The organism is Kitasatospora sp. NPDC001095 (assembly GCF_053598615.1).
Map to the genome: position 1 here is coordinate 59,481 of NZ_JBSFKQ010000012.1, position 17,157 is coordinate 76,637.

The following is a 17,157-nucleotide window of genomic DNA, read 5'->3' on the forward strand; positions in this document are numbered from 1 at the left end:
CGATCCGCCAGTGGGCATCCGGCGCGGTCCCCGGTCCACGCATGACCGCCGAATGCCCGGTCCGCAGCGGTCGACTCGATCCCTCAAGGCCACGCCCCCAGTACTCCTACCTGCTCGGCCTCCATCTGGGCGACGGCTGCATCGGCGAGGGCCGCCGCCAGGTCCACGCCCTCCGTATCGCATGCTGCGACACCTGGCCGGGCCTCATCCTCGAGTGCGAGCGAGCCGTCGCCGCCGTCATGCCGCACAACAAGGTCAACCGGATCCAGGCGCCCGGCTGTACCAGCGTCGTCAGCACCAGCAAGCACTGGCCCTGCCTCTTCCCCCAGCACGGGCCCGGCCCGAAGCACCGGCGGCCGATCGTCCTCACACCGGGGCAGCAGGAGGTCGTCGACGCCCACATCGGGCCTAAGTACTGACGGCGGCACGGCCCCGGAAGGGCCGCGCCGCCGATCGAAGGTCGCTCAGGCGTCCAGGGTTCCCACGTGGTGGACGCGGACGAGGTTGGTGGAGCCGGCCAGGCCGGGCGGCGAGCCAGCGGTGATGACGACGATGTCGCCCTTCTGGCAGCGGCCCAGCGACAGCAGCGCCGCGTCGACCTGTTCGACCATCTGGTCGGTCGTCGGGGCGAACGGACCGAGGAAGGTCTCCACCCCCCAGGTGAGCGCGAGTTGGCTGCGGACGGCGGGCTCGTAGGTGAAGGCGAGCACCGGGATGGGCGAGCGGTAGCGGGTGAGCCTGCGCGCGGTGTCGCCGGACTGGGTGAAGGCGATGAGGTACTTGGCGTGCAGGAAGTCGCCGATCTCGGCGGCCGCGCGGGCGACGGCGCCGCCCTGGGTCCGCGGCTTGCCGCCGGTGATCAGGGGCAGCAGTCCGGCCGCGAGGATGTCGTTCTCGGCGGCCTCGACGATCCGGGCCATGGTCTTGACCGTCTCGACCGGGTACTTGCCGACGGAGGTCTCCCCGGAGAGCATCACGGCGTCGGTGCCGTCCAGGACGGCGTTGGCGACGTCGGAGGCCTCCGCGCGGGTGGGCCGGGAGGCGTTGATCATCGAGTCGAGCATCTGGGTCGCGACGATGACCGGCTTGGCGTTGCGGCGGGCGAGCTTGATGGCGCGCTTCTGGACCAGCGGGACCTGTTCGAGGGGCATCTCCACGCCCAGGTCGCCGCGGGCCACCATGATCCCGTCGAAGGCGTCGACGACGGATTCCAGGTTCTCCACCGCCTGCGGCTTCTCGATCTTGGCGATGACCGGGACGCGGCGCCCCTCCTCCGCCATGATCCGGTGGACGTCCTCGACGTCCCGCCCGCTGCGGACGAAGGAGAGCGCGACGAGGTCGGCCCCGGTCCGCAGCGCCCACCGCAGGTCGGCGACGTCCTTGTCGCTGAGCGCGGGGACGGAGACGGCGACGCCGGGGAGGTTGAGGCCCTTGTGGTCGGAGACCAGCCCGCCCTCGATGACGAGGCACCGCACGTGCGGGCCGTCGACGGCGACGACCTCCAGGGTGACCCGGCCGTCGTCGACCAGGATGCGCTCGCCACGGCTGACGTCGGCGGCGAGCCCGGAGTAGGTGGTTCCGCAGCGGTCCTTGTCCCCCACGACGCCCTTGTCGGTGGAGATGGTGAACTCGTCGCCGCGTTCGAGGAGTACGGGTCCGTGAGCGAAGGTGTCGAGCCGGATCTTCGGGCCTTGAAGGTCGACGAGGATGCCGACGCTGCGGCCGGTCTCGTCGGCGGCCTTGCGGACGCGGCGGTAGCGTTCCTCGTGTTCGGCGTGCGAGCCGTGGCTGAGGTTCAGTCGGGCGATGTCCATCCCGGCGTCGACCAGGGACTTGATCCGGTCGTACGAGTCGGTGGCGGGCCCGAGGGTGCAGACGATTTTTGCTCGGCGCATAATGCTGAGACTAGGCATTACCGGTGCGTAACCGCGACGCGGGCCCGGACTGCGGGATGACCGTTTGCGTAAGGCGAGTTGAACAATCTGACACATCCTCGGACCGCAGTGCGAACGCGCTTCGCCGCGCGCTCTCCGCACGCCCTGCGCGCCCCCGTCACACCGCCCGTCGATGCGATTCCGTGAAGGGGTGTTCACCCCTGGTTCACCGCCGCTTCCTCCCCCGCTCCCCGCCCGGCGGGACGCTCGTCACCCCCGGGTGGCTGCCCGGGCGCCCCGGGTCACCACCCGGACGAAGTAGCGGACGAGGGGGAGGCGTTCGGTATGCGACGCGCACTGGGGGTGGTTGCGGCCCTGGCGCTGCTGGGCGGGGTCGCCTTCGCGCTGATCCCCGACGACGACCCGAAGAAGGACACCAGGACGGTCGCCGTCACCGGCCTGATCGGCTCGGAGAAGCGCGCCTTCTTCGAGAACGACGAGGTCAGGGCCGAGTTGGCGAAGCAGGGCCTGGAGGTCCGGGCGGACTCGACCGGCTCCTGGACGATGAGCGACCAGGCGGACAAGACCCCGGGGCTCGACTTCGCCTTCCCGGCGAGCGCGGCACCGGCCCAGGAGATCCAGCGCATCTGGAAGTTGAAGGACTCCCCGCCGGTGCCGTTCTACTCGCCGCTGGTGATCGTGGCCCACCAGCCGGTGGCCGACGTCCTGAAGCAGAACAAGCTGGCCGACAAGGACTCCACCGGCATCTGGACGTTCCGGATGGACGAGTACGTCAACGCGCTGCGGAGCAACCGCAGATGGGAGGACCTGGCGGGTGCCCGCGAGCACCCGGAGCTGTCCGGCCAGCTCTTCGTGACCACCACCGACCCGGAGAGCTCGTCCTCCGGGGCGATGTACCTCGCGCTGCTCTCGTACATCGCGAACAACCACCAGGTGGTGTCGGACGACGCCGGCGTCGCCGCCGTCAAGGACGTCCTGCACACCGCGAACGCGCTGCAGGGCATCCAGAAGAGCAGCAGCGACGAGCCGTTCCGGGACTTCGGCGCGGGCATCGGCAGCCCGCTGATCTTCGCGTACGAGTCGCAGGCCGCCGCCCTGTCGCTGCAGGGCAAGCCCACCGGCGACATGGTCGTGCTGTACCCGGACACCACGGTCTACTCGGACCACACCGTCGTGGCCCACACCGACAACGGCCGCAGGCTCGCCGACGTCCTCCAGAACGACGAGGTGCTGCGCGGCCTGGAGGCCAGGTTCGGCCTGCGGCCGCAGGCCAAGCCGGAGGCCTTCGCGAACCTGATGCGGGACAGGAAACCGACCTTCGCCCCCGATCTGAACGCCGCCAGGATCAAGCAGGCGACCCTGCCCTCGCTGGACAACCTGATCAAGCTGACCGCCGCGGCGAAGGGGACCAAGTGACCATCCCGAAGAAGCGGCGCGGCCGGCTCGTGGCCGCGCTGGCCGCCGTGCTCGTCGCGGCGACCGCCTGCACCTCCGGCGGCTCCGGCTCCGGGCCGGGCCCCGACCCCAGCGGCCCGCCCGCCGAGACGGCCCGCCCCGGGGTGCTGCGCGTCCTGGCGGGCAGTGAACTCCAGGACCTGGCACCGGTCCTGGAGGAGGCCCGCAAGGCCACCGGGGTGACCGTGCAGTTCTCCTGGACGGGCACCCTGGACGGCGCGGACACCGTCGCCTCGGGCCGGGCCGACGGCAAGTACGACGCCGTGTGGTTCCCGTCCGACCAGTACCTGCGGCTCGATCCGGCCGGCCGGTCCAAGGTGGTCTCCGAGATCCCGGTGATGGTCTCGCCGGTGGCGATCGGGGTGCGTTCCTCGACGCTCGGCGAACTCGGCTGGGGCGACGGCTCGAAGGTCACCTGGGCGCAGGTCGGGGACGCGGCCGCGGCCGGCAGGCTGGCGTACGGGATGGCCGACCCGTCCCGTTCCAACTCGGGCTTCTCCACGCTCGTCGCGGTGGCCTCGGCCTTCTCCGGCGCGGGCGCGGCGCTGACCGACGCGGACGTGCAGAAGGCCTCGCCGCAGCTGAAGCAGTTCTTCAAGGGCCAGAAGCTGACCTCCGGTTCCTCCGGCTGGCTGGCGCAGGCGTACAGCCGGGCCGAGTCGGGCACGGTGGGCGCGCTGGTGAACTACGAGTCGGTGCTGCTGTCGCTGAACCGGACGCTGCCGCCGCAGCAGCAGCTGACCGTGGTGCGGCCGCTGGACGGCGTGGTGTCGGCGGACTACCCGCTCGGGCTGATGTCCTCGGCCGCACCGGAGCAGCGCGACTCCTTCCAGCGGCTGACGGCGTACCTGCTCAAGGAGGACGTGCAGAAACGCATCTCCGAGGCGACGCTGCGCCGCCCGGTGACGGCGGGCGTGACCCCGGCGGCCGGGCTGCCCGCGGACCGCCGCAAGGAGCTGCCGTTCCCGGGAACCAGGGCGGTCGCGGACGGCCTGCTGGCCGCGTACCAGAACGAGCTGCGCCGCCCGTCCCGGACGGTGTACGTGCTGGACACCTCGGGCTCGATGGAGGGCTCGCGGATCGCGGCGCTGAAGAGCGCGCTGGGCCGGCTGACCGGAGCGGACGACACCCGCGGGGTGCGCCGCTTCCGGGACCGCGAGGAGATCACGCTGCTCTCCTTCGCCTCCGAGGTGAAGTGGACCAAGACCCACGTGGTGCCGGCCACCGGGAGCCAGCCGGGCCCGCAGGCGGAGTTGGCGTCGATCCAGGCGGACGTGCAGTCGCTGGCGGCCGAGGGCGGGACGGCGGTGTACTCCTCGCTGGAGGAGGCGTACCGGGTGATCGAGCGTCAGCAGGCGGCGGCCGGTGACGACCGGTTCACCTCGATCGTGCTGATGACCGACGGGGAGAGCAACGCCGGTGCGACGGACGGCGACTTCAAGCGCTTCCACGACGCGCTGCCGGCCGGGGAGAGGTCGATCCCGGTGTTCCCGATCAAGTTCGGGGAGGCGGCGGTGGGCCAGCTCCAGGGGATCGCGGACCTGAGCGGCGGCAAGCTGTTCGACGGGACGGGTTCGCTGGACGGGGTGTTCGAGGAGATCCGTGGCTACCAGTGACGGGTTCGGCCCCCGGGTGCTGCGCTACCTGGAGTCGGCCAGGAACCTGGTCGGCTGCGCGGGTGGCGCGGTCGGCCTGGGGCTGCACTTCGCCGGGCTGGGCGGGGCCTGGTGGCCGGGGGTCGTGGCGGGGCTGTACGGGGTGGGCGCGCTGCTGACGCCCGGTCCGGGGCCCCGCCCGGGCCCGGGGCCGGATCCCGGTGCACCCGAGCTGCCCGGCGCGCGGGTGCCGGGGCTCGAGGAGCCGCGGCCTCCGGCGCCCGAGCCCGAGCCGAAGCCCAAGCCCACGCCCGAGCCCGAGCCGGCCCCCGCACCCGATCCGGAGCTGGTGGCGCTGGCCGCCTACCTGGACACGGTGCCGCTGCCGCCCTCGGCCCGGGTGGACGCCCTGCTGGCGGCGCTGCGGGCGGCAGGCCCGGGGCCGGTGGCGGAGCGGATCGTCCGGCACCGGCTGCCGGTGGCGGTGGCCGGCTACCTGCGGGCGCGGACCTGGCAGCCCTGGGCGGGGCCGGGTGATCCGGATCCGGCGGTCCAGCTGGGCCGCGAGGTCGACCGGCTCACGGCCGAACTGTCCTGACCGACCGTCCGCCCCGGGATGGCGGCGGCCTCCCGCCCGCCCGTCCCGGAGCCGCCCCTCGGAAGCCGACGCCCCCCGGAGCCCGACGTTCGCCCCTGTCCCGGAGTCGGTCTCCGGAAGTCCGCCCTCCGCCCTACCACCCGGTACCTCCCCCGTCCCGTCACGAACGAGTCGTTAAGATCTCACCTCCTGGACAGGTCCGGGGGCTATCCAGCGCCCCGACCCGCACGGCACACTTCTACGCGCGTCCTTCTACGCGCGTCGACGCGTACACGCACACCTGTCAACGAATGCCAGTTGACGGCCCATCCGCCGTCGGTCCCACTCGGGAGAGTCGTCCATGCCCCTGAACCGCCGTGACTTCGTCACCCGGTCCGCCGCCACCGCCGCCGGCGCCGCCCTGGCCGGCGGTGCCGCCCTGGCCGCCGCCCCCTCCGCCGCGGCCGCCCAGCCGGACACGGCGGCCGCCAAGGGCCGGCCCCAGCCGCACAAGCAGGCCTTCACCGTGATGGGCACCACCGACCTGCACGGCCGGGTGCTCAACTGGGACTACTTCACCGACGCCGAGTACACCGACAAGGGCCACAACGCGGTCGGCCTCGCCAAGATCTCCACCCTGGCCAACCAGGTGCGCGAGGAGAAGGGCTGGGACCGCTGCCTGCTGATCGACTCCGGTGACACCATCCAGGGCACCCAGCTGTCCTACTACTACGCCCGGATCGAGTCGATCGACACCGAGGCGAACACCGTGCCGGACCACCCGATGGCCGTCGCCATGAACCTCATGGAGTACGACGCCGCCGCGCTCGGCAACCACGAGTTCAACTACGGCATCCCGCTCCTGAAGGCCTACCAGGACCAGCTGGAGTTCCCGCTGCTGGGCGCCAACGCGCTGAACGCCAAGAACGAGAAGCCGGCCTTCAAGCCGTACGTGATCAAGGAACTGCGCCTGGGCGGCGGCCGTCCGGTGCGGGTCGGCATCCTCGGCCTCACCAACCCGGGCATCGCGATCTGGGACAAGGCCAACGTCAGCGGCAAGATGGTCTTCCCCGGCATCGTCGAGACCGCCGCCACCTGGGTGCCGAAGATGAAGGCCGCGGGCGCGGACGTCATCGTGGTCTCGGCGCACTCGGGCTGCGACGAGGCGACCACCTGGGGCGACCAGCTGCCGTGGGCCGAGAACGTCTCGGTGGCCCTGGCGGAGACCGTCCCCGACATCGACGCGGTGCTGGTGGGCCACGCCCACAAGGAGGTCGCGCAGCGCCTGGTCGTCAACAAGAAGACCGGCCGGACGGTCGTGCTCTCCGAGCCGCTCTGCTACGGCCAGCGGCTGACCTGCTTCGACTTCGAGGTCGAGTTCGCGGCCGGTGCCTGGAAGGTCACCTCGGTCTCCTCCCGGCTGCTGAACTCCAACACGGTGCCGGAGAACCCGGAGATCACCAACGCGATCGCCGAGCAGCACAAGAAGGTCGTCGCGTACGTCAACCAGAACATCGGCACCAGCAAGATCGCGCTCTCGATCGCCGAGGCACCCTTCAAGGCCACCCCGATCATCGACCTGATCGGCCGGGTCCAGGCCGACGCCGTCAAGGCCGCGCTGGCGGGCGGGCAGTACGCCAACCTCCCGGTGCTCGCCCAGGCCGCCCCGTTCAACCGCACCGCCCTGATCCCGTCCGGTCAGGTCAAGCTGCGCGACGCCGCGGGCCTCTACATCTACGAGAACACCCTGGAGGCCCGCATCATGACGGGCGCCCAGCTCAAGGACTACCTCGAGTACTCGGTCAAGTACTACAACCAGCTCGCCCCGGGCGCCCCGGTCGACAAGGACAAGCTGACCGGTGCCGAGGCCACCCCGGACTACAACTACGACTCGGTCTACGGCCTGAGCTACGACATCGACATCGCCCAGCCGAAGGGCCAGCGGATCGTCAACCTGTCCTTCCAGGGCAAGCCGATCGACCCGGCCGCCGAGTTCGTCCTCGCCGTCAACAACTACCGTGCCAACGGCGGCGGCAACTTCCCGCACGTCGCCAAGGCCAAGGTGGTCTGGTCGAACTCCGACGAGATCCGCAACACCATGATCGCCTGGGTGAAGGCCAAGGGCACCATCGACCCCGCGGACTTCTTCACCGACTCCTGGCGCCTGGTCCGCGCCGGCCAGCCGGTCTTCTGATCCGCACCCCACCGGAAGGCCGTCGCCCCGCAGGCGACGGCCTTCCGACCCGTCCGGTGGAAGAATGGCGCCATGAGCGAGTTCCAGACCCCGGAGCGCCACGCGCGGCTGCTGGCCCACGCGCAGAGCCTCACGCCTCCGGCCGGTTGGAAGATCGAGATCTCCGGTGACGAGATCATCATGACGGCCGGTCCGTCGGTGATCCACCAACGCAACCTGCTGCTCATCCGCAGGCAGTTCGAGGCACACGAACCCGCCGGCATGATGCCCAGCGCAACACCGACCTCGCCTCCCCGAACGTCGGCAAGCTGCGCAACCCGGACCTGACCTACCCTGCTCCGCTACGGGGTCTGAACGGTCAAGCAGTGAGGGCCTCCTGGCGGCTGCCGCCAGGAGGCCCTGCCCGTTCGGCGGCCCGTGGTCAGAACGGGAAGACCGCGCGCTCGTGCTGGACGGAGATCCACTTCACGGTGGTGAAGGCGTCCACCGTGGACTCGCCGTTGAGGCGGCCGACGCCGGAGTGCTTCTCGCCGCCGAAGGGCACGCCCGGCTCGTCGGCGATGGTGCCGCCGTTGACGTGGATCATGCCGGTCTCGATCCGCTGGGCGAGCCGCACGCCGCGCTCGACGTTCGCGGTGTGCACCGCGCCGCTGAGCCCGAACGGGGTGTCGTTGGCGAGCCGCACGGCCTCGTCCTCACCGTCGAAGGGCACCAGCAGCACGACCGGGCCGAAGAGTTCGTTGCGCAGGATCGGCGCGTCCTGCGCCAGGCCGGTGAGTACCGTCGGCGACATCAGGCTGCCGACCGTGCCGCCGCGCAGCAGCGCGGTGGCGCCGGCCGCGACCGCCTGGTCGACCTTGGCGAGGAGGTTGTCGGCCTGGACGGGGTTGATCAGCGGGCCGATGTGGGTGGCCGGGTCCTTGGGGTCGCCGACGGTGAGCGAGGCGACCTTGGCGACGAACTTCTCGGTGAACTCGGCCTCGACGCTCCGGTCCACCAGCACCCGGTTGGCGGCCATGCAGACCTGCCCCTGGTGGACGAAGCGGCTGAACACGGCGGCGTCCACGGCGTGGTCCACGTCGGCGTCGTCCAGCACGATCAGCGCGCTGTTGCCGCCGAGCTCCAGGACCGTCCGCTTGAAGTGCGCGGCGGCGACGGTGGCGACGTGCCGGCCGACCTTGTCGGAGCCGGTGAAGGAGATCACCTTGGGCACCGGGTGTTCCAGGAAGCTGTCGCCGATCTCGGCGATGTCGGTGACCACCACGTTCAGCAGGCCGGGCGGCAGCCCCGCGTCCTCGAAGAGCTTGGCGATCAGCCCGCCGCCGACCACCGGGGTCTCCTGGTGCGGCTTGAGGACGACGCCGTTGCCGAGCGCGAGCGCCGGGGCGACGGCCTTGAGCGCCAGGAACAGCGGGAAGTTGAACGGGCTGATCACGCCGACGACGCCGACCGGCAGCCGGTAGAGCCGGTTCTCCCGGCCGTGGGCGGGCGAGGCCAGCAGCCGGCCCTCGGCGGCCACCGACAGGTGCAGGCACTCCCGCAGCACGTCCTTGACCAGCGACAGCTCGAAGCCCGCCTTCAGCGCGGTGCCGCCGAGTTCGAGCATGATCGCCTGGACGATCTCCGGCTCGCGCTCCTCCAGCAGCCGCAGCGCGCGCTCGAAGACCAGCCGCCGCTGGTACGGGTTGGCGGCGGCCCACGCCTTCTGGGCGCGCTCGGCGGCGCGGTAGGCCTGGTCGACCTCGGCGACGGTGGCGACGGTGATGGTGGCGAGCTTGTCACCGGTGTAGGGATCGACGTCGACGATGTCCCAGGAGCCGCTGCCGCTGCGCCACTCGCCATCGATGTACTGCAGCGCCAACTCGGAGAAGTACGACATCTGTTCCCTCTCATGCACCGACCTGATGGAAAATCATCGTACTGACGGATCAGAGCTCTTGGCGCACCGCGTGCAGCAGGTCGCGGGTCCGCTCCGGGCTCAGGCTGTCGGCGAGCAGGTCGTCCATCGCCTTGCGGTACTCGGCCACCTCGCCGGGCTTGTCGAGGTAGAGCGCGGTGGTGAACTGTTCCAGGTACACCACGTCCGCCAACTCGGCCTCGGAGAAGCCCAGGACGGTGAAGGCGCCGCTCTCCGCGCTCAGTCCGGCGTTGCCCAGCGGCAGCACCTGGATCCGGACGTTGGGCAGTTCGCCGGCCTCCAGCAGCCGGTCCAGCTGGCCCCGCATCAGCTCCGGTCCGCCCCAGGGTCGGCGCAGCGCGGCCTCGTCCAGGACGGCGACCAGGTGCGGTGCCCGCTCGCCGGTCAGGACCGCCTGCCGCTTGAGCCGTACGTCGACGCGGCGCTCGATCTCCTCCGGCCCGTTGGCGTGGCAGCCGGCGGTGACCACGGCGCGGGCGTAGTCGGCGGTCTGGAGCAGCCCGTGGACGAACTGGACCTCGTAGCTGCGGATCTCGGCCGCGGCCTCCTCCAGGCCCAGGTAGTTCTGGAACCAGCCGGGCAGCACGTCTCCGTACTCGTGCCACCAGGAGCTGGCGTTGGCTTCGCGCAGCAGGCCGAGGACGGTGGCGCGTTCCTGTTCGGCCTCGACTCCGTAGAGGGTCAGCAGGTCGGCGACGTCCCGTTCCTTGAAGCCGACCCGGCCGAGTTCCATCCGGCTGATCTTGGATTCGGAGGCCCGGATCGAGTATCCGGCTTCCTCCCTGCTGACGCCTCTGGCCTCGCGGAGCTTGCGCAGCTGGGTGCCGAGCTGCAGACGCCGTACGGTGGCGCCCCCGCCTGCCTGAGTCGTGCCCATCGAAGTCGTCCTCCGCACTCGCCCAGCCCCCCGGCCGTCGGCCGCAGTCTGCCACCTGGCACCGACGAACAACAGTCCGCTGCCTTGCGAACCGTGGGGGTTGCGGTCGGCTCCGGCCGGTATCCGGGAGACGGGCCCCGGGTGTCCGGGGGTCGTCGCGGTTGCGGGGTCGGGTCCTGCGGAGAACGCGACGGCGCCCGCCCTCCAACTGGTCGGGGAAGAGGGCAGGCGCCAGGAGACCGCGTTGGCCCGGCGACACTGGCGGGGGCAGCGGGTTGAGCTCCCGGCGATGCGGCGCCGGGCGTTCGGTGGGGGCCGGTCGGAGACCGTCCGTCCGTCAGACCACCAGGGGGCGGTCGGTGGGCCGGATGGGGGCGGGAAGCGGGGTCTTGCCGCCCAGGTACCTGTCCACCGCGGCTGCGGCCGAACGGCCTTCCGCGATGGCCCAGACGATCAGCGACTGGCCACGGCCGGCGTCTCCGCAGACGTACACGCCATCGACATTGGTGGCGAACCGGCCATCACGGGCAATGTTACCGCGCGCGTCGAGGTCCGCTCCCAGCTGCTCGACCAGTCCGTTGCGCACGTCCGTCCCGGTGAAGCCCATGGCCAGGGTGACGAGCTGCGCGGGGATGGCCCGCTCGGTGCCGGGCACCGGCTCGAACCGGCCGTCCTTGAACTCCACCTCGACGAGGTGCAGTTCCTGGACGTTGCCGTCCTGGTCGCCGGTGAAGCGGGTGGTGTTGACGGAGTAGACCCGCTCGCCGCCCTCCTCGTGGGCGGAGGTGACCTTGTACGTCATCGGCATGGTCGGCCACGGCTGGTGCCCGGGCCGTTCCTCACCGGGCCGGGGCATGATCTCCAGCTGGGTGACGGAGGCCGCCCCCTGCCGGTGCGCGGTGCCGACGCAGTCCGCGCCGGTGTCGCCGCCGCCGATCACGACGACGTGCTTGCCCTTGGCGCTGATCGGCGACTCCACGAAGTCGCCTTCCTGCACCTTGTTGGCCAGCGGCAGGTACTCCATGGCCTGGTGGACGCCCTTGAGCTCGCGTCCGGGCACCGGCAGGTCGCGGGCGGTGGTGGCGCCGGCCGCGACGACCACGGCGTCGAAGCGCTCGCGCAGCTGCTGTCCGGTGATGTCCTCGCCGACGTGGACGCCGGTGCGGAACCGGGTGCCCTCAGCCCGCATCTGCTCGATGCGGCGGTTGATGTGGCGCTTCTCCATCTTGAACTCGGGGATGCCGTAGCGCAGCAGCCCGCCGATACGGTCGGCGCGCTCGTACACGACGACGGTGTGCCCGGCCCGGGTGAGCTGCTGGGCGGCGGCGAGGCCGGCCGGTCCCGAGCCCACGACGGCGACGGTCTTGCCGGAGAGCCGCTCGGGCACCTGCGGGGTGACCCCGCCGCGGTCCCAGGCCTTGTCGATGATGGTGACCTCGACGTTCTTGATGGTCACCGCGTCCTGGTTGATGCCGAGGACGCACGCGGACTCGCACGGGGCCGGGCAGAGGCGGCCGGTGAACTCCGGGAAGTTGTTGGTGGCGTGGAGCCGCTCGATGGCGCCGACGAAGTCGTCCCGGTAGGCGAGGTCGTTCCACTCGGGGATGAGGTTGCCGAGCGGGCAGCCGTTGTGGCAGAAGGGGATGCCGCAGTCCATGCAGCGGCCGGCCTGCTTGGTGATGATCGGCAGGAGGCTGCGTTCGACGTAGACCTCGTTCCAGTCCTTGATCCGGACGTCGACCGGGCGGCGCTCCGCCAGCTGCTTGGGCGTGGTCAGGAAGCCCTTGGGGTCAGCCATTAGCCGCCTCCATCATCTTCGCGGTGGTCTCGGCCTCGGAGAGGCCGTCGCGCTCAGCGGCGTCCTTGGCGGCGAGCACTGCCTTGTAGTCGGTCGGCATGATCTTGGAGAAGCGGGAGACCCCGCTGCCCCAGTCCGCCAGGAGCTCGGCGGCGACGGTGGAGCCGGTCTCCTCGTAGTGCTGCTGCACGGTCTCGCGCAGCCAGTCGCGGTCGGCGGCGGTGGGGGCCTCGATGCCCACCATGCCGTCGTTGACATTGGCGGGGCGCAGGTCCAGGACGTACGCGATGCCGCCGGACATGCCCGCCGCGAGGTTGCGTCCGGTCTCGCCGAGGACGACGACCCGGCCGCCGGTCATGTACTCCAGGCCGTGGTCGCCCACGCCCTCGACGACGAGGGTGGCCCCGGAGTTGCGGACGGCGAAGCGCTCACCGGCCTTGCCGCGCAGGTGGACGCGGCCGGAGGTGGCGCCGTAGCCGATGGTGTTGCCGGCGATGACGTGGTTCTGCGCGTCGTTGCCGATGGCGGCCGCCTCGCGGGCCGGGCGGACGACGATGACGCCGCCGGAGAGGCCCTTGCCGACGTAGTCGTTGGCGTCGCCCTCCAGTCGCAGGGTCACGCCGCGCGGCAGGAACGCGCCGAAGGACTGCCCGGCGGAGCCGGTGAAGGTGACGTCGATGGTCCCCTCCGGCAGGCCCTCGCCGCGGTACCGCTTGGTGACCTCGTGGCCGAGCATGGTGCCGACGGTGCGGTTGACGTTGCGGATCGGCAGCTCGATGCGGACGGTCTCGCCGCGCTCCAGGGCGTCCTGGGCGAGCTCGATGAGCTGGTTGTCCAGGGCCTTGTCGAGCGCGTGGTCCTGGGCGGTGGTGCGGTGGCGGGCGGCCCCTTCGGGCAGCTCCGGCACGTGGAACAGCGGGGCGAGGTCGAGCCCGGCGGCCTTCCAGTGGTCGATCGCGGCCCGGGCGTCGATGTGCTCGGCGTGGCCGACGGCCTCCTCGATCGAGCGCAGGCCCAGCGAGGCCAGGATCTCCCGGACCTCCTCGGCGATGAACTCGAAGAAGTTGACGACGAACTCGGGCTTGCCGGAGAACCGTTCGCGCAGCACCGGGTTCTGGGTGGCGACGCCGACCGGGCAGGTGTCCAGGTGGCAGACGCGCATCATGATGCAGCCGGAGACGACCAGCGGGGCGGTCGCGAAGCCGAACTCCTCGGCGCCGAGCAGCGCGGCGATCACGACGTCGCGGCCGGTCTTCAACTGGCCGTCGGTCTGGACGACGATGCGGTCGCGCAGCCCGTTGAGCAGCAGGGTCTGCTGGGTCTCGGCGAGTCCGAGTTCCCAGGGGCCGCCGGCGTGCTTGAGCGAGGTGAGCGGCGAGGCGCCGGTGCCGCCGTCGTGTCCGGAGACCAGGACCACGTCGGCGTGGGCCTTGGAGACGCCCGCCGCGACCGTGCCGACGCCGACTTCGGAGACCAGCTTCACGTGGATGCGGGCCGCCGGGTTGGCGTTCTTGAGGTCGTGGATCAGCTGGGCGAGGTCCTCGATCGAGTAGATGTCGTGGTGCGGGGGCGGGGAGATCAGGCCGACGCCGGGGGTGGAGTGCCTGGTCCTGGCGACCCACGGGTAGACCTTGTGGCCGGGCAGCTGGCCGCCCTCGCCGGGCTTGGCGCCCTGAGCCATCTTGATCTGGATGTCGTCGGCGTTGACCAGGTACTCGGAGGTGACGCCGAAGCGGCCGGAGGCGACCTGCTTGATCGCGGAGCGGCGCTCCGGGTCGTACAGGCGGTCCGGGTCCTCGCCGCCCTCGCCGGTGTTGGACTTGCCGCCGAGGCGGTTCATCGCGATGGCCAGGGTCTCGTGGGCCTCGCGCGAGATCGAGCCGTAGGACATGGCGCCGGTGGAGAAGCGCTTGACGATCTCGGAGACGGGCTCGACCTCCTCGACCGGGATCGGCTCCCGGTCGAGGCCGTCCAGTCGGAACAGGCCGCGCAGGGTCATCAGCCGCTCGGACTGCTCGTTCACCCGGTCCGTGTACTGCTTGAAGATGTCGTACCGGCGGTTGCGGGTGGCGTGCTGGAGACGGAAGACGGTGTCCGGGTCGAAGAGGTGCGGTTCGCCCTCGCGGCGCCACTGGTACTCGCCGCCGATCTCCAGGGCGCGGTGCGCGGCCGGGATGCCGGAGGCCGGGTACGCCTTGGCGTGCCGGGCGGCGGTCTCGCGGGCGATCTCCTCCAGGCCGATGCCGCCGAGCTTGGTGGTGGTGCCGGCGAAGTAGCCGTCGACGAGGTCCTGGGCGAGGCCGATGGCCTCGAAGACCTGGGCGCCGCGGTAGGAGGCGACGGTCGAGATGCCCATCTTGGACATGACCTTGAGGACGCCCTTGCCGAGTGCCTTGATCAGGTTCCTGATGGCCTTCTCGGCTTCGAGGCCCTGGATGAAGACGCCCTGGGCGACGAGGTCCTCGACGGTCTCCATCGCCAGGTACGGGTTGACCGCCCCGGCGCCGTAGCCGATCAGCAGGGCGACGTGGTGCACCTCGCGGACGTCGCCGGCCTCGACGAGCAGGGACACCTGGGTGCGCTGCTTGGTGCGGATCAGGTGGTGGTGGACGGCCGAGGTGAGCAGCAGGGAGGGGATCGGGGCGTGCTCGGCGTCGGAGTGCCGGTCGGAGAGCACGATGATCCGGGCGCCGTCGGCGATCGCCGCGTCGGCCTCGGCGGCGATCTCGGCCAGCCGGGCGGCGAGGCCCTCGCCGCCGGTGGTGACCTTGTAGAGGCCGGACAGCGTGACGGCCTTGAGGCCGGGCTGGTCGCCGTCGGCGTTGATGTGGACCAGCTTGGCCAGCTCGTCGTTGTCGATCACCGGGAAGGTGATGCCGACCGAGCGGCAGGACGCGGCCTCGGCGGCCAGCAGGTTGCCCTCGGGGCCGAGGTTGGAGAGCAGCGAGGTGACGAGTTCCTCGCGGATGGCGTCCAGCGGCGGGTTGGTGACCTGCGCGAAGAGCTGCACGAAGTAGTCGAACAGCAGTCGCGGCTTCTCGCTGAGCGCGGCGATGGGCGAGTCGGTGCCCATCGAGCCGAGCGCCTCGGCACCGGTGCGCGCCATCGGGGCGAGGATGACGCGCAGTTCCTCCTCGGTGTAGCCGAAGGTCTGCTGGCGGCGGGTGACGGAGGCGTGGGTGTGGGCGATGTGCTCGCGCTCGGGGAGCTTGGCGAGCTGGATCTGTCCGCCTTCGACCCACTCCTCGTAGGGGTGCTCGGCGGCGAGGGCGGACTTGATCTCCTCGTCCTCGACGATGCGGCCCTCGACGGTGTCCACCAGGAACATCCGGCCGGGCTGGAGGCGGCCCTTCTTGGCGACCTTCTCCTGGTCGATGTCGAGCACGCCGACCTCGGAGGAGAGGACGACCAGGCCGTCCTCGGTGATCCAGTACCGGGCGGGGCGCAGGCCGTTGCGGTCGAGCACGGCGCCGATCCGGGTGCCGTCGGTGAAGGTGACGCAGGCCGGGCCATCCCAGGGCTCCATCAGGTTGGAGTGGTACTGGTAGAAGGCGCGGCGGGCGGGGCTCATGGTGGCGTGGTTCTCCCACGCCTCCGGGATCATCATCAGCACCGCGTGCGGCAGCGAGCGGCCGCCGAGGTGGAGCAGTTCCAGGACCTCGTCGAAGGAGGCGGAGTCGGAGTGCTCGGGGGTGCAGATCGGGAAGATCCGCTCCAGACCCTGCCCGTTCTTGTTGGCGGGGATGAGGTCGGTGGCGAGCTGGGACTCCCGGGCGCGCATCCAGTTGCGGTTGCCCTTGACGGTGTTGATCTCGCCGTTGTGCGCGACGAAGCGGTACGGGTGGGCCAGCGGCCAGCTCGGGAAGGTGTTGGTGGAGAACCGGGAGTGCACCAGGCCGATCGCGGAGGCGTAGGTGCGGTCCGACAGGTCGGGGAAGAAGGGTTCGAGCTGGCCGGTGGTCAGCATGCCCTTGTAGACGATGGTGCGCGCGGACAGCGACGGGAAGTACAGCCCGGCTTCGCGCTCGGCGCGCTTGCGGACCACGAAGGCGATCCGGTCCAGCTCGATGCCGGCCAGGCCGTCCTTCGCCAGGAAGAGCTGCCGGAAGCGCGGCATCACGCCGCGTGCGGTGGCGCCGAGCAGGTCGGGGGTGACGGGGACGTCGCGCCAGCCGAGGACGGTCAGGTCCTCCTCGGCCGCGATGGCCTCGACCTGCGCGACGGCGGCGGCGTCGGCGGCGTCCTCGTCCGGCAGGAAGGCGATGCCGACGGCGTAGGCGCCGGCGGCCGGGAGTTCGAAGTCGACCTTCCCGCGCAGGAAGGCGTCCGGGACCTGGGTCAGGATGCCCGCACCGTCACCGGAGTCGGGCTCGGCGCCGGTGGCGCCGCGGTGCTCCAGGTTGCGCAGGACGTTCAGCGCCTGCTCGACGATGGTGTGGTCGGCGATGCCGGTCAGCGTGGCGACGAAACCGACGCCACAGGCGTCGTGCTCGTTCCGCGGGTCGTACAGGCCCTGAGCAGCAGGTCGCGCATCCGGCACGAGCGCGTAGGGCCGGCGGGCGGTGCCGGCCTGGGGCTCGTTGGCGGAGTGCATGGATGCAGACAGCATCGGCTCTCCCGTCGTCGTCTTTCGGCAAGTTGGTGCAAGTAGGGACGACGTTGGCCCTGATGCGATGGTGCGGTGTCGTGCAAGTTACATGATGCCCGTGATCCCGAGAAGCGGAAATATCCCGTCCAGATGGCGGGACGACGCGCAGGTCAGGGGTGTGTGAGAGGACGCGCCACAGTGCACGTCCCGACGATTGTGCCCAACCGTCCACGGCCTGAAACAGGGGCGAAACCGGCCCG

The 17,157-nt window shown here is 71.1% G+C and carries 11 protein-coding genes; 6 read left to right on the plus strand and 5 right to left on the minus strand.

Annotation, left to right across the window (positions count from 1 at the left end; genetic code table 11):
• Window positions 1-41: 41 nt before the first annotated feature.
• Entirely contained in the window at window positions 42-419 is a 378-nt protein-coding gene (locus ACWDBB_RS13930) for a hypothetical protein (RefSeq protein WP_449789785.1), read from the plus strand.
• Window positions 420-464: 45 nt separating this feature from the next.
• Here ACWDBB_RS13930 and pyk read toward each other — a convergent pair whose 3' ends face one another.
• Window positions 465-1,895 (minus strand): pyruvate kinase, encoded by a 1,431-nt coding sequence (pyk, locus tag ACWDBB_RS13935; protein WP_449789786.1) that lies wholly within the window; start codon window positions 1,893-1,895, stop codon window positions 465-467.
• Between the two features lie 324 nt (window positions 1,896-2,219).
• On the opposite strand from pyk, the gene ACWDBB_RS13940 reads away from it, so the two are divergent.
• The 5 genes from ACWDBB_RS13940 (at window position 2,220) to ACWDBB_RS13960 (ending at window position 8,043) form a co-directional block, all read left to right on the plus strand.
• A complete protein-coding gene (locus ACWDBB_RS13940; RefSeq protein ID WP_449789787.1) occupies window positions 2,220-3,311 on the plus strand; it encodes a hypothetical protein in 1,092 nt (363 codons plus the stop codon).
• A complete protein-coding gene (locus ACWDBB_RS13945) occupies window positions 3,308-4,966 on the plus strand; it encodes an extracellular solute-binding protein (RefSeq protein ID WP_449789788.1) in 1,659 nt (552 codons plus the stop codon). The genes ACWDBB_RS13940 and ACWDBB_RS13945 overlap by 4 nt, the downstream gene beginning before the upstream one ends.
• Window positions 4,953-5,543, plus strand: a complete 591-nt coding sequence (locus ACWDBB_RS13950; protein WP_449789789.1) for a hypothetical protein — start codon at window positions 4,953-4,955, stop codon at window positions 5,541-5,543. Before ACWDBB_RS13945 ends, ACWDBB_RS13950 begins: the two co-directional genes overlap by 14 nt.
• A gap of 340 nt (window positions 5,544-5,883) precedes the next feature.
• Window positions 5,884-7,716: a bifunctional metallophosphatase/5'-nucleotidase gene (locus ACWDBB_RS13955; protein ID WP_449789790.1), complete on the plus strand. Its 1,833-nt coding sequence runs from the start codon at window positions 5,884-5,886 to the stop codon at window positions 7,714-7,716.
• A 72-nt stretch (window positions 7,717-7,788) separates the two neighbouring features.
• Window positions 7,789-8,043: a hypothetical protein gene (locus ACWDBB_RS13960; protein WP_449789791.1), complete on the plus strand. Its 255-nt coding sequence runs from the start codon at window positions 7,789-7,791 to the stop codon at window positions 8,041-8,043.
• A gap of 94 nt (window positions 8,044-8,137) precedes the next feature.
• Here the strand turns inward: ACWDBB_RS13960 and ACWDBB_RS13965 are convergent, their stop codons facing one another.
• From ACWDBB_RS13965 to gltB, 4 genes are all read right to left on the minus strand, one after another.
• Entirely contained in the window at window positions 8,138-9,595 is a 1,458-nt protein-coding gene (locus ACWDBB_RS13965; protein ID WP_449789854.1) for an aldehyde dehydrogenase family protein, read from the minus strand.
• A gap of 49 nt (window positions 9,596-9,644) precedes the next feature.
• Window positions 9,645-10,511, minus strand: coding sequence for a helix-turn-helix domain-containing protein (locus ACWDBB_RS13970; RefSeq protein WP_449789792.1), 867 nt, complete (start codon window positions 10,509-10,511; stop codon window positions 9,645-9,647).
• 337 nt (window positions 10,512-10,848) lie between these two features.
• Window positions 10,849-12,309: a glutamate synthase subunit beta gene (locus ACWDBB_RS13975; RefSeq protein ID WP_449789793.1), complete on the minus strand. Its 1,461-nt coding sequence runs from the start codon at window positions 12,307-12,309 to the stop codon at window positions 10,849-10,851.
• Window positions 12,302-16,903, minus strand: coding sequence for a glutamate synthase large subunit (gene gltB, locus ACWDBB_RS13980; RefSeq protein ID WP_449789855.1), 4,602 nt, complete (start codon window positions 16,901-16,903; stop codon window positions 12,302-12,304). Before gltB ends, ACWDBB_RS13975 begins: the two co-directional genes overlap by 8 nt.
• Window positions 16,904-17,157: the final 254 nt, after the last annotated feature.

What these genes read in the sequence shown, in the direction of transcription:
- ACWDBB_RS13955 (WP_449789790.1), top strand. Translation starts at nt 5,884, where the DNA reads ATGCCCCTGAACCGCCGTGACTTCGTCACCCGGTCCGCCGCCACCGCC.
- ACWDBB_RS13960 (WP_449789791.1), top strand. Translation starts at nt 7,789, where the DNA reads ATGAGCGAGTTCCAGACCCCGGAGCGCCACGCGCGGCTGCTGGCCCAC.
- ACWDBB_RS13970 (WP_449789792.1), bottom strand. Translation starts at nt 10,511, where the DNA reads ATGGGCACGACTCAGGCAGGCGGGGGCGCCACCGTACGGCGTCTGCAG.
- ACWDBB_RS13975 (WP_449789793.1), bottom strand. Translation starts at nt 12,309, where the DNA reads ATGGCTGACCCCAAGGGCTTCCTGACCACGCCCAAGCAGCTGGCGGAG.
- ACWDBB_RS13940 (WP_449789787.1), top strand. Translation starts at nt 2,220, where the DNA reads ATGCGACGCGCACTGGGGGTGGTTGCGGCCCTGGCGCTGCTGGGCGGG.
- ACWDBB_RS13930 (WP_449789785.1), top strand. Translation starts at nt 42, where the DNA reads ATGACCGCCGAATGCCCGGTCCGCAGCGGTCGACTCGATCCCTCAAGG.
- ACWDBB_RS13965 (WP_449789854.1), bottom strand. Translation starts at nt 9,595, where the DNA reads ATGTCGTACTTCTCCGAGTTGGCGCTGCAGTACATCGATGGCGAGTGG.
- gltB (WP_449789855.1), bottom strand. Translation starts at nt 16,903, where the DNA reads ATGCACTCCGCCAACGAGCCCCAGGCCGGCACCGCCCGCCGGCCCTAC.
- pyk (WP_449789786.1), bottom strand. Translation starts at nt 1,895, where the DNA reads ATGCGCCGAGCAAAAATCGTCTGCACCCTCGGGCCCGCCACCGACTCG.